General features: G+C 71.6%; 11 protein-coding genes. 4 read left to right on the forward strand and 7 right to left on the reverse strand.

What is annotated here, in order from left to right:
• Nucleotides 1-41 precede the first annotated feature (41 nt).
• Nucleotides 42-797, reverse strand: a complete 756-nt coding sequence (locus ACIQMR_RS24185; protein ID WP_266379281.1) for an SIS domain-containing protein — start codon at nt 795-797, stop codon at nt 42-44.
• Between the two features lie 151 nt (nt 798-948).
• Between ACIQMR_RS24185 and ACIQMR_RS24190 the strand changes: the two genes are divergently transcribed.
• Both ACIQMR_RS24190 and ACIQMR_RS24195 read left to right on the forward strand, forming a co-directional pair.
• On the forward strand, nt 949-1,641 hold the full coding sequence (locus ACIQMR_RS24190; protein ID WP_358664535.1) for a metal-dependent transcriptional regulator: 693 nt from the start codon (nt 949-951) through the stop codon (nt 1,639-1,641).
• Between the two features lie 497 nt (nt 1,642-2,138).
• Nucleotides 2,139-3,002 carry an alpha/beta fold hydrolase gene (locus ACIQMR_RS24195; protein ID WP_401390820.1) on the forward strand — a complete coding sequence of 288 codons (864 nt, stop codon included), beginning with the start codon at nt 2,139-2,141 and terminating at the stop codon, nt 3,000-3,002.
• A 237-nt stretch (nt 3,003-3,239) separates the two neighbouring features.
• Here ACIQMR_RS24195 and ACIQMR_RS24200 read toward each other — a convergent pair whose 3' ends face one another.
• From ACIQMR_RS24200 to ACIQMR_RS24220, 5 genes are all read right to left on the reverse strand, one after another.
• Entirely contained in the window at nt 3,240-3,680 is a 441-nt protein-coding gene (locus tag ACIQMR_RS24200; RefSeq protein WP_401390823.1) for a subtilase-type protease inhibitor, read from the reverse strand.
• A 441-nt stretch (nt 3,681-4,121) separates the two neighbouring features.
• Nucleotides 4,122-4,772 (reverse strand): hypothetical protein, encoded by a 651-nt coding sequence (locus ACIQMR_RS24205; protein ID WP_401390826.1) that lies wholly within the window; start codon nt 4,770-4,772, stop codon nt 4,122-4,124.
• A gap of 293 nt (nt 4,773-5,065) precedes the next feature.
• Nucleotides 5,066-6,715: a transporter gene (locus tag ACIQMR_RS24210; RefSeq protein ID WP_401390829.1), complete on the reverse strand. Its 1,650-nt coding sequence runs from the start codon at nt 6,713-6,715 to the stop codon at nt 5,066-5,068.
• On the reverse strand, nt 6,712-7,551 hold the full coding sequence (locus ACIQMR_RS24215; protein ID WP_401390832.1) for an ABC transporter ATP-binding protein: 840 nt from the start codon (nt 7,549-7,551) through the stop codon (nt 6,712-6,714). The genes ACIQMR_RS24210 and ACIQMR_RS24215 overlap by 4 nt, the downstream gene beginning before the upstream one ends.
• 39 nt (nt 7,552-7,590) lie before the next feature.
• A complete protein-coding gene (locus tag ACIQMR_RS24220) occupies nt 7,591-8,280 on the reverse strand; it encodes a bifunctional DNA primase/polymerase (RefSeq protein ID WP_401390835.1) in 690 nt (229 codons plus the stop codon).
• A gap of 267 nt (nt 8,281-8,547) precedes the next feature.
• Here ACIQMR_RS24220 and ACIQMR_RS24225 point away from each other — a divergent pair, with 267 nt between their 5' ends.
• A complete protein-coding gene (locus ACIQMR_RS24225) occupies nt 8,548-9,930 on the forward strand; it encodes a transcriptional regulator (RefSeq protein ID WP_401390838.1) in 1,383 nt (460 codons plus the stop codon).
• Between the two features lie 151 nt (nt 9,931-10,081).
• A complete protein-coding gene (locus ACIQMR_RS24230; protein ID WP_401390840.1) occupies nt 10,082-11,554 on the forward strand; it encodes a hypothetical protein in 1,473 nt (490 codons plus the stop codon).
• 160 nt (nt 11,555-11,714) lie between these two features.
• Here the strand turns inward: ACIQMR_RS24230 and purU are convergent, their stop codons facing one another.
• Entirely contained in the window at nt 11,715-12,566 is an 852-nt protein-coding gene (gene purU / locus ACIQMR_RS24235) for a formyltetrahydrofolate deformylase (protein ID WP_401390843.1), read from the reverse strand.
• Between the last annotated feature and the right edge of the window lie 42 nt (nt 12,567-12,608).

Genomic DNA, 12,608 nt, shown 5'->3' on the forward strand with positions numbered 1-12,608 from the left:
GGGTCCGGGTCCGGGTCCGGGATCCGACCGGACCGGACGGGTCAGCGGCGGTAGAAGATCCGGTCCGCGTACTCCGTCATCACCCGGCCGTTCCACTCATGGCCGCCGTCCACGTTGCCGGACCGCAGCATCGGGGGCTCGATCCCGCGTTCGGCGAGGTCGCCCGCTGCCGCGGCGACCGTCGCCTGCATCAGCGCGCTGGTGACGACGGTCGAGGCTGGCGCGAAGGGCGCCTCGATGCCCTCGGCGGTCAGTTCCGCGTCGCCGATCGCGATCTTGGAGTCGAGGACGATGTCGCAGTGGTCCTTGAGGTAGGTGCCGGAGGCGTGTCGGGACCGTGTCTCCGTCGCGTACGCCACCGACGTGACGCCGATGACCTTCAGGCCGAGGGCCCGTGCGTTCATGGCCATCTCGACGGGCAGGGCGTTGCGGCCGGAGAGGGAGATGATGATCAGTACGTCACCGGCCCGGGCGGGGCTGGAGTCGAGGACGGCGCTCGCGAGGCCGTCGACGCGCTCCAGCGCGGAGCCGAGGGTGGCCGGCATGACGTCGACGCCGACGACGCCCGGCACGGCGAGCAGGTTCATCAGCGCGAGCCCGCCCGCCCGGTAGACGACGTCCTGGGCGGCGAGCGAGGAGTGACCCGCCCCGAACGCGAAGAGCCGGCCGCCCGCGGCGACGGTGTCCGCGATGGCGGCGCCGGCCGCCGCGATGTTGGCCGCTTCCTCGTCGCGCACGCGCTCCAGCAGGCCGATCGCGGCGTCGAAGAACTGACCCGCCAGCTTGTTCTCGCCCATTGCGGTCGCCCCTTCTCGTCGTGTCGCGGATCACGTTGCGGTCTGGACCATTGCTCTGTCAATACAGGGTTTGAGACGGCGGGGCCCGGTTGTCGGCGCGATGCGTCAGAATTGAGTCAGGGCCAGCGCACGACTTCTTCGAGGGGCACGTATGTCCGGACTGATCGACACCACGGAGATGTATCTCCGCACCATCCTCGAGCTGGAAGAGGAAGGCGTTGTCCCGATGCGCGCCCGTATCGCGGAGCGGCTCGACCAGAGCGGTCCCACGGTCAGCCAGACCGTCGCGCGCATGGAGCGCGACGGCCTGGTCACGGTCGCGGGCGACCGTCATCTGGAGCTGACGGAGGAGGGCCGCAGGCTGGCGACGCGCGTGATGCGCAAGCACCGGCTCGCCGAGTGCCTCCTCGTCGACGTCATCGGTCTGGAGTGGGAGCAGGTCCACGCGGAGGCCTGCCGCTGGGAGCACGTGATGAGCGAGGCGGTGGAGCGGCGCGTGCTCGAGTTGCTGCGCCACCCGACCGAGTCGCCGTACGGGAACCCGATCCCGGGCCTGGAGGAGCTGGGCGAGAAGGCGGAGGCCGAGGCGTTCCTGGACGACAGCATGGTCAGCCTCGCCGAGCTCGACGCGGGCCCGGAGGGCAAGACGGTGGTCGTCCGGCGGATCGGCGAGCCCATCCAGACGGACGCCCAGCTGATGTACACGCTGCGGCGCGCGGGTGTGCAGCCCGGCTCCGTGGTGAGCGTGACCGAGTCGGCCGGCGGTGTCCTGGTGGGCAGCAGTGGCGAGGCCGCGGAGCTGGAGGCGGATGTCGCCTCCCACGTCTTCGTGGCGAAGCGCTGACTCCCTGACGCGACGGCACCCCACGGCACCCGACTTTCTTCGCGCGCCCGTACCGCACTCGCGGTACGGGCGCGCTTCGTCGTTCGCCTCCGGACCGTTTCAGTACGCGCTTTCCGGCCGGAATGGCAGCGCCCGGGCGATTCGCGTGCCACGCTGTGGCTGAGGCATATGACCCGGATCGGTGAGGGGGCGGAGCATGCGCCGGTCGAACGTGGAGGGCCCCGGCGCCCAAGGGCGCCGGGGCCTGTCCTCCCCTTTGCTGACCCGGAGCCCCGAGCTCTCAAGGTCAATCCCCTCGGACCGGTTTCCCCGAGCGGCCCGCCTCCCGCTGAAGATCTCCCCTCGGCGACGGCTGTCAATCCTTGAGAGTGGTCACTCGAACGAGGGGTGTTGCTCGTCGGACCCCAGCTTTCGAATAGAGGTTCGATAGTCTGGCGGGGCTCGACCGCCTCGGAGAGCTCGGAGATCCACGGGGGACAGAAGGGGGTGCCAGGACCATGGTGCGGCGCATCGACGTGACCGGAGCAGCCGGCGTACGCCTCGCTGCCTGGGAGTTCGCGGACCCGCCCAAAGGGTGTGGAGAGACGGATCGCGCTCCGGGCGTGTTACTGCTCCACGGGCTGATGGGCCGGGCCTCGCACTGGGCCGCCACGGCCCGCTGGCTCGCCGAGCGGCACCGCGCGGTCGCGCTCGACCAGCGCGGCCACGGCCGCAGCGAGAGGCCGGCCGACGGCTCGTTCACCCGCGAGGCGTATGTCTCGGACGCCGCGGCCGCGGTCGAACAGCTGGGCCTGGCCCCCGCCATCCTCATCGGCCACTCCATGGGCGCCCTCACCGCCTGGCAGCTCGCCGCCGAGCGCCCCGACCTCGTCCAGGCCCTGGTCATCTGCGACATGCGGGCCTCCGCGCTCGGGGCGGCTTCCCAGCGGGAGTGGGAGGACTGGTTCCGGGCCTGGCCCCTCCCCTTCGCGACCCTCGCGGACGTGCGCAAGTGGTTCGGCGAGGACGATCCCTGGGTGGAGCGGCCCAACCCCGCGCGCGGTGAGTTCTTCGCCGAGGTGATGGCCGAACGCGCGGACGGCTGGCGTCCGGCCTTCTCCCCCCGCCAGATGCTGACGTCCCGTGAGACCTGGGTGCATGACGCCCACTGGGACTCGCTCGCCCAGGTCCGGTGCCCCACCCTCGTCGTGCGCGGCTTGGACGGAGAGCTGGGCCGCGCGGAGGCGCAGGAGATGGTCCGCGTCCTCCCTCGTGGTCAGTACGCGGAGGTGGCCGACGCCGGTCATCTCGTCCACTACGACCGGCCGGAGGCCTGGCGAGCGGCCATCGAGCCCTTCCTGGAAGGCGTGCTGACGGCATGACGGGACCGGATGGCCGGGGAGGTGGCCATCCGGTCCATGGGGTGCCGGCGCAGGAGGCCGACCGTGCGACGGACCGGGACCGCCGTCGTGTCGCCCCGGTCCGCCGCGGCTGAGGGGCCGGGAGGAGGCGGGCCGGGAGGAGACCCGCTCGGGAAGGACCGGCTCAAGGTGACCGGTTGAGACGTGGCCGGCTCGGAGGTGACGGGCTCAGGGGTGGCCGGCTCGGAGTCGAGGTGCTCAGAAGTCGAAGACCGTGGCCCCGGTCATGCTCTCCCGCATCTCGCACGCGTTGCCGTACGTGGCCGACCAGTCGACGTGCTTGCCCTGCCACACGCCGGTGGCGGTGATCGTGACGGGGTCCCACTGCCGGGTACAGGGGCGGGTCGGAGTACCGGCCAGCCGGCCGAACTCGCCGTTCACCGCGGACACTTCCTCACACGCCGCACCGGGCGCGGGGTGGCTGCCGCCCGGCGCCGGGGCACAGCTCAGGGTCACCGCGCGCTCGACCGTCGCCGTGGCCGTCGCGTCGCCCTTGGCGACCGCCAGCACCAGGGCGGACGGCGCGTACAGCCCGGTGGGCTGTGCGGCGTCGGCGTGTGCGACGCCCGCGACGGTCCCGCCGAGGACGAGCGCCGCCGCGGAGGCCGTCGCGCCGAGTGTGTTGAGGACGTAACGCATGGGTGAACCCCTTCTACGGTGTGTGCGGTTGCGGTCGGGAGTCTTGCTGATGCGTACAGTGATCGCACATCCATCACCTGTTTCCGGCCGCATACGTTCACGGCGTGCCGATCGAATGGTCGTTCGGGCTGCTCGGAAGGGGTGCGGGAGGCGCGTGAGGCGCTGTCCGCTATATGGACAACGATCATTGGTCCCACCCGAAACCAAAGGCTGACCTGCGATGATCGGGAACTGGTTGTGCCTTTGAGTACTGGCTCGCACGGCCCTTCGACCGGAAAGCGGTGCCTCGTCGCGGCGAGGCGCGTCCGGCCCGGTGCAACTCCCCCTGTACGCCTTCGTATACAGCGAAGGGCCGGCACCGGAGTGATCCAACTCCGGTGCCGGCCCTGCTGTCCTCGCCGGGCTGTCTGCACACAGCCTCCACAAGCCGGGGCTGCCGGCTCAGGCGATCGGCTTCCTGATCTCGTCCCGCACCTTCAGCGCGTTCGCGGCCGCGGCGTCGAGGTCGATCGACTCCGGACTCTGCGCCACGGACTTCGGCGTCACCTCGGCGACGGAGACCCCGGTGTTGTCGTCCGCCCAGGCGCACATCGCGAACGGGGTCTTCTCGCCGCCGGCCGACGCGGTGGTCACCACTTCGCAGCTGACCGTGACGTCGGACCCGGCGACCTCGATGTCCTTCGGCGGTACCGCGACCGTCGCGCCGTCGGCCTCGGCCGCGCCCTTCAGCATGCTGCTGCGGACCGAGTCCGGGTTCTTGATCCGCCCGTACATCCCCGAGAGGACCAGCACCCCGGCCCCGTCCTCGTCCACGGACGTGTACTGGCCGACGACCGCCTTGGCGTCGCGGATGTCGGCCTCGCTCGTCCCGGCGAGCGCGGACTCGCCCTGCTCGGACAGGTCCTGCGCGAGCGTGTAGCCGCCGTCCAGCAGCGTCTTCGGAAGCGTGACCTTGTGCGTCGCCTCCGGGTAGGACCCGGAAGCGCCGCCGAGGTTGTTCCCGGCCCAGCTGAGCGCCGCGAGCCCGACGGCGATGGACACGCCGATGATCCCGGCCTTGGGACCGGACCAGAACGACTTCCTCGGCGGCACCGGCGGTGGTGGTGCGCCCCAACCGCCCTGCTGCTGCGGCCACGGCTGCCCCTGCGGGCCGTACGGGTTCGGCTGCTGCGGCGGCGCACCGTACGGGTTCGGCTGCCCCTGAGGCGCATCGTATGGCTGCGGCGGCGCACCGTAAGGCTGTTGAGGCGGGTACCCCTGGTGCTGCGGGTGCCCGTGAGGCGGAGGAGGCATGGACATGATCCGTACGGTACGTCATGACATGAACGCATCCCGCACCGCACGGATCAGGAGCCCTCACCCCTCGACGCTCAACTCCCGGGCTCTCACCCCTTGCTGACCGCCGTCAGGATCTCCGGCAGCCGCGCCGACGTCTGCGGAGCCGCCACCCGCAGTCCGCCCCAGGCCACCGCCCCGCCGTAGAGGACGCCGAGCGGCAGCAGGCTCCACAGCGCGGACTCCGAGTTGGTGGCGTTGAGCCAGATCGTGAGCGCTATCAGCGGGGCGCACAGCAGCGCGGAGGCGATCATCCCGCCGAAGATGGAGATCCAGGCGAGACCGCCCTGTCCCGGGGCGACGTTCTTGTACGCGCTGTCCTGCGGGATCGAGTACGGGAAGCGCGCCGACGCCACCGCGCCCGTCGCGAGCATCGCGCCCAGCAGCCCCACGGCGATCCCGAGCGCTTCCGGAAGTGCTCTCCAGTCGCCGAGGACCGCCGCCGTGGCGACCGTGACCAGCACCGTGTACGGAAGCGTGATCAGCAGCAGCGCCAGTGCGCGGGCCCGCAGTTCGAGATACGCGTCCCGGGGCGTCGCGATCGTCTGCGCGACCATCCAGAACGCGGAGGTGTCCTGACCGAACTGGTTGTACATCTGGATGCCGAGCATGCCCGACGCGAAGCAGGCGAAGTAGATCGAGCCGCTGCCCTGCAGCGCGTTGAACAGCGGCACGATCAGGCCGATGACCAGAGCCGTCACCCATGCCGTCTTCGTCTTCGGATCGCGCCAGACGTAGCGCAGACTGCGCTGCATGACCGTTCCCGTACGGCCTTCGGGCAGCAGCCGGTGCAGACCGGTGGACGTCCCGCGGCGGGTCGGCTCCGAGGCCGCCGCGAGCGTCGAGCCGTCCGGGGCCGTCATCAGCCGCGTGAGGCTGCGCTGCCACGCGTACAGCAGCCCGGCCAGGGCCGCCGCGGACAGCGCGAGCTGGGCGAGGGCCGTCCCGTACGAGCCCGTGCTCGCCGATTCGACGGCGCCGAGCGCCGACGCCGGCGGGATCCAGCGGACCACCGACGCGGCAGGCTCCAGCGCCGAGAGCCCGCCCGCCTGACCGAGGCGCTGCACGCCGAAGTTGACGAACTGGATGCCCACCGCGATCACCAGACCGCTCAGCACGGCCAGGTCGCGGCCCTTGCGACTGGTCAGCAGGCGGATGTTGGCGGCCGCGACCGCCCGGGCCAGCGCCACGCACACCAGCAGGGCCAGCGGTACGGCCACCACCGCGACCAGCACGGCCACCACCCCGTGCGCCAGTGCCAGCGCGCCGCCGACCGCCAGACAGAGCGTGAACAGCGGGCCGATTCCCACCAGCGAGGCCACCAGCAGCGCCGACACCAGCGGCCCCGGGCGCAGCGGCAGCATCACCAGCCGGGTCGGGTCGAGCGTCTCGTCGCCGCTCGGGAAGAACAGCGGCATGAACGCCCAGCCCAGCGCCAGCACCCCGGTCAGCAGCACCACCAGCGACGCCGCGTGCTCCGTGCCGCGCAGCACGACGAAGCCGACGAGCTGTCCCGCGGCGAGCAGCAGCGCCAGTACCGCGGAGGTGACGAACGCGGCGGTACGGCCCGAGGACTGCCGCAGCCCGTTGGCCAGCAGCGTCAGCTTCAGCCGTACGAAGACGGGGGTCAGGGAGCCTGCCGAGCCGGTCGCCGTGGGCGCCCCGGCCGCGGAGGACGTGGAGGTCGTCGCGGTCGTCATCGCGAACCGCCGCCGAGCCAGTCCAGCGAGTTCCCGGTGTCCCTGCCGTTCGCTCCGACGAGCTCCAGGAAGGCGTTCTGCAGGGACGAGGCCGAACCCCGTACCTCTGCGAGCGTGCCCTGGGCCCGGATCCGGCCGGCCGCCATCACGGCGACCCAATCGCACAGCGACTCCACCAGCTCCATCACATGGCTGGAGAACACGACGGTCGCGCCGGACGTCGTGTACCGCTCCAGGACGCCGCGGATGGTCTGCGCCGACACCGGGTCGACGCCCTCGAACGGCTCGTCCAGGAACAGCACCTGCGGATTGTGCAGCAGCGCCGCCGCCAGGCCGATCTTCTTGCGCATGCCGGTCGAGTAGTCGACGACCAGTTTGTGCTGGGCGCCCGCCAGGTCCAGTACGTCCAGGAGCTGCGCGGCCCGTTTGTCGACCTCCTCGCCCGGCAGTCCACGCAACCGGCCGGTGTACGCGAGGAGTTCACGCCCCGAGAGCCGTTCGAAGAGTCGCAGGCCCTCGGGCAGGACGCCGATCCTCGCCTTGACCTCGACCGGGTCCTTCCAGACGTCGTGACCGGCGACCTGGATCCGCCCCTGGTCGGGACGGAGCAGTCCGGTCACCATCGACAGCGTCGTCGTCTTGCCCGCGCCGTTCGGACCGACCAGCCCGATGAACTTGCCCGCGGGCAGGGTGAGATCGACACCCGCCACCGCGATCTGCTCGCCGAAGCGCTTCCAGAGCCCTTCCACGCGGACAGCGGGCGGCGTCGCTCCCGGCGCGCCGTCCGTCCCGTCCGCCGTCTGTTCCGCTGTCCGGTCCGCTGCCTGGTCGGGCATGCCGTCCGCCTTCCGTCGTCCCCGTGTACGGGAACAACACTACGATCGGCGCGCCCGCTCGTCGGCGGCCTCACGTCCGCAGGCGTATGCGAGCGGGCTGATCAGCTCCTCCGCGTCCGGGAGCCAGCGGTTCGCGGGCGTCGGCTTGCGCGCCCACTGGACCGCGCCCTGGCCGCCGACGCGGGTCGGCGGGGCCGTCACGTAGTGGCCCTCTCCGCGCGCCAGCAGATCGAGCGAGCTGGGCATCCAGCCCAGCTTCCGCACCAGATCGGGCGTCTTCTGCGCCGCGCCCGGCAGGACGAGGAACAGCATGCGCCGGCCCGGGGTGCGGATCACCGGACCGAGTGCCATGTCCATCCGCTCCATCCGGGCCAGTGCGAGGAAGCCGGCGGACTCCGGGACGTCCAGCGCGTCGAACGTCCGGCCCGTGGGCAGCAGGATCGAGGCCTTCGGGTGCTTGCCCCACAGCCGGCGCGCGCCGACGGCGCTGCCCGTCGCCTGGTTCGCCCAGTCCGGCCGGGCGGCGTGCGCCCCCGGCGCATCGCATCCGAAGGCGCCGCAGGAGCACCGCTCGGAGCCTTCGGCGGCCTCCAGCCAGGTGCCGGGGAACACGTCCCAGTGGCGCTCCTCCACGTACCGCAGGGCGCTGTCCAGCAGCTGTGCGCCGCGCTGCTCGGGGATCTTGGCGACTTCCGTGCGGCCGATCGAATCTTCGATGGTGTCTTCCACGATAAACACAACTCCCCGCGTCACCACGGGTTACGGGCGCACGGGACCGGGCCCTGGCGCATCGATCCCGCACGTGGGGCGCATGGGTGCACGGCCGGGGGCGCGCGTGCGGGCCGGGGCCGGTGGGCGGGTAACCAGTTGCGGGTGAGCGGCATTCACCCGTAATCGTCCGAGCTCATCGGCATTCTCCGGATAACGCCGGGAAGTGATCAATTGAAGATCACCACGGAGATCGCGACCGGTGCGGTCCGCTACAGGGGGTTAGTCATGGCAGCGAGGCCACTCGTCGCACGTCAGCCGAACGAGAGGCTGCAGGCGCTCATCCAGGAGGCGGGCTGTTCCAACGCCGGTCTGGCCCGCAGGGTCAACATGGTCGGGGCGGAGCGCGGCCTGGACCTGCGGTACGACAAGACGTCGGTGGCGCGCTGGCTGCGCGGGCAGCAGCCGCGCGGGCGGGCACCCGGGATCATCGCCGAGGCGCTGGGCCGCAAGCTCGGGCGCACGGTCAGCATCGACGAGATCGGCATGGCCAACGGCAAGAACCTGGCGTCCGGTGTCGGGCTGCAGTTCGCGCCGACCGTGTTCGGCGCGATCGAGCAGGTCTGTGAGCTGTGGCGCAGCGACGTGGGCAGGCGGGACTTCCTGAGCGGCTCGACGGTCGCCGCCTCGGCCCTCGTCGAGCCCAGCCGCGACTGGTTGATCACCGGCGCGGACGCGCACGTGGCCCGGCAGGCGGGCGCGCGGGTGGGGATGTCGGACGTCGAGGCCGTACGGGCGATGACGAAGGCGCTCACGGGCCTCGACCACCGCTTCGGTGCCGGGCATGTGCGGCCGGTCGTCGTCCACTACCTCAACAGCGTGGTGTCCGGGCTGCTTTCCGGCTCGTACCCGGAGCCGGTGGGCCGGCAGCTCTTCGCGGCCGCGGCGCGGCTGACGGAGCTGGCGGGCTACATGGCGGTGGACACGGGACACCCCGGGCTCGCCCAGCGCTACTACATCCAGGCGCTGCGGCTTGCCCAGGCGGCGGGCGACCGGGCGTACGGGGGCTATGTCCTGGCCGCCTCGATGAGCCATCTCGCGGCACAGCTGGGGAATCCGCGGGAGATCGCGCAGCTCGCGCGGGCCGCGCAGGAAGGCGCGCGGGGGCAGGTCACGCCGCGGGCGGAGGCGATGTTCCACGCGGCGGAGGCCCGGGGGCACGCGCTGCTGGGCGATGCCCGTGTCTGTGAGGAGGCCATGGGCAGGGCGATCGGCGCGCTGGACCGGGCCGATCCGGACTCGGGGGACGATCCCGACTGGATCGCACATTTCGACCATGCCTATCTGTCCGACGAGCTGGCCCACTGCCATCGCGACCTGGGGCAGGCGGAGCAGGCGGCCCGTCGCGCCACCGAATCCCTCGAAGGTCACCCCGAATCCCGCGCCAGGCGACGCGCCATCGGACTCGTCCTGCTGGCGACGGCCCAGGTGCAGCAGCGCGAGGTCGAGGCGGCCTGCCGGACGGGCGCCCGGGCGGCGGAGCTGCTGGCGACGCTGCGCTCGAGCCGGGGCGTGGAGTATCTCGACGATCTGCAGCAGCGGCTGGAGCCCTACAGTTCGGAGCCGGCGGTACGGGAGTTCGGGGCGAGGCTGCAGACCCACGCGGCATGAAAGCCCCTGGCCAGGGGCCACTTGGGATCTTGGTCCGTATACAGCGTCTTGGCGTGTGTTCTTGTTACGGGTACCACACGCGTGTGCGGACGCCCTGAGACACCCGGTAGCGTGAGCCGACGATTCCGTAGGTCCACACGTAGGAGTCCCGGTGACGCACAGCGGACAGGGTGACGAGTCGCGGCTTCCCGCCGCGCGGCCCGCGCACGAAGGTGTCGTGCTGCCCGCGGACGGCAGTGAGCCCTGGATACCCGGAGTCAGCGGTGAGCAGGTCGCTCCGGCGGGTGGGACCCCGTGGGGTGCGCCCTGGGGGCCCGGGCAGGGCGCACAGCCGTTGCCGCAGGAGGAGGTGCCGGGTGCGGGGGTGTACGGGCAGCCGCTGCCTCCGCAGACCGCTCAGCACCCGCAGACCGCTCAGCACCCGCAGACGGCTCAGCACCCGCAGATGCCCGCGCAGACGTACGGGCAGGTCTACGGGCAGCCGGGGCAGTACCCCGGGGCGCCCGGCGCGGGACCCGACGCCGACGCCACGCAGTACATCGCGCCCGTCCCGCCCACCGCCGGGGCGCTGTCGCCGGAGAACCCCGCCGAGTCGACGCAGTTCCTCGGGGTCAGGCCGGCGGCCGCCGGCGATCCGGCAGGTGCGGCGGACGCGACGCAGTACCTGCCGCCGGTGCAGCAGCAGGGTGCTCCGCAGCAGCAGGTCCCGACCCCGCCGCCCGGTGCCCCGTACGGAATCAGGCCCGGAGCGCCGGGCGACCGGCAGCCGCCGGCCGAGTTCGACAATCTCTTCCGCAGCGAGGGCCCGGCGGAGGCGACGCAGTACCTTCCGCCCGTGCAGGATCAGGGCGCTCCGCAGCAGCAGTCTTACAGCGCCCCTCAGCAGCCGTACGGCGCCCCGCCGCAGCAGTCGTACGGATCCGCGCAGGGCTTCACGCCGCAGCAGCAGTCCTACGACGCTCCGTCGCAGTCCTACGACTCCGGCCCCGCACCGCGCCGTTCCTCGCGGCTGCCGCTGATCGCCGCGGTCGTCGTCGGCTGCGCCGTGATCGGACTCGGCGCGAGCGCGCTGATGTTCGGCGGCGGTGACGACGACAAGGGCGAGAACGACAACAAGGGCGTCGCGGCGGCGACTTCGCCCGCGCCCGGTTCGTCGGAGGCCGCGGACCCGGCGAAGCCGCAGGCCGAGGAGTTGGACAAGCTGCTCGCGGACAGCAACGACAGCCGTTCCGCGGTGATCCGGTCCGTGGAGTCGATCAAGTCCTGCAAGAACCTGGACCAGGCGGCGACGGACCTGCGCGGCGCGGCCGAGCAGCGGCGCGGTCTCGTGACGCGTCTGGGCGGCCTGTCCGTGGACAAGCTCCCGGACCACGAGGCGCTCACGGCGTCCCTGAAGAAGGCGTGGGAGGCCTCGGCAGCGGCCGACGACCACTACGCGGCGTGGGCTGGCCAGGTCAAGGACAAGAAGGGCTGCCCCGGTGGCAAGGCCCGCAACACGGGCCAGGCGGCGCAGGGCAACCGCAAGAGCGGCGAGGCGACGACGGCCAAGCGCGAGGCGTCCGGTCTCTGGAACAAGATCGCCGGCAAGTACGGCCTCACGGAACGCCGCGCGGAACAGCTCTGAGCCGCCCGCCGGCCCGGGGGCGCAGAGGGTCCAGGGCCGACGACCTCCCTGGCGCGCACCGGGCGGTGCGCGCAGGGTCGGAGCGCATCGGGTGGGAGCGCATCGGGTCGGGGTGTACCAACTCGGGGCGCACCGGTAGGACCGGTGGCACCGTGCCTCGCTACGCGAAGACCACCGTGCGGCGGCCGTTCAGCAGGATCCGGTGCTCCGCGTGCCACTTCACCGCGCGGGCCAGGGCCTGGCACTCCACGTCGCGGCCGACCGCCACCAGTTGCTCGGGGGTCACCTCGTGGCCCACCCGCTCGACCTCCTGCTCGATGATGGGGCCCTCGTCGAGATCGGCCGTCACATAGTGCGCCGTCGCGCCGATCAGCTTCACACCGCGCGCATGCGCCTGGTGGTAGGGCTTCGCGCCCTTGAAGCTCGGCAGGAAGGAGTGGTGGATGTTGATGATCCGGCCGCTCAGCTGCTTGCACAGGTCGTCGGAGAGGACCTGCATGTAGCGCGCGAGCACGACGAGCTCGACGTCCTCCTCGCGTACCAGCTCGAGCAGCTCCGCCTCCGCGTCCGCCTTGTTGTCCTTGGTGACCGGAATGTGCCGGAACGGAATGTCGTAGGAGGCGACGAGTTCCGCGAAGTCCGTGTGGTTGGAGACCACCGCCGCGATGTCCACCGGCAGTGCCCCGATCCTGGACCGGAAGAGCAGGTCGTTCAGGCAGTGACCGAATTTGCTGACCATCAGCACGACCCGCATGCGCTCTTCGGCGAGATGGATCTGCCAGTCCATCGCGAACGAGTCGCCCACCGCGGCGAAGCTGGCCCGCAGCTTGTCCACGGTCACCGGCGCCTCCGCCGAGAAGTGCACCCGCATGAAGAACAGGCCCGTGTCCCGGTCCCCGAACTGCTGGCTGTCCTCGATGTTGCAGCCGGTGATGAAGAGGTAACTGGACACGGCGTGCACAATGCCCTGTTTGTCCGGGCAGGAAAGCGTGAGGACGTACTGGTCGGTCATCTTCGTAGGGTGCCACACCCCACGGGTGCCCACGGAGGAGAG

This window comes from Streptomyces sp. NPDC091376 (assembly GCF_044757085.1).
Taxonomy (GTDB): domain Bacteria; phylum Actinomycetota; class Actinomycetes; order Streptomycetales; family Streptomycetaceae; genus Streptomyces; species Streptomyces pratisoli.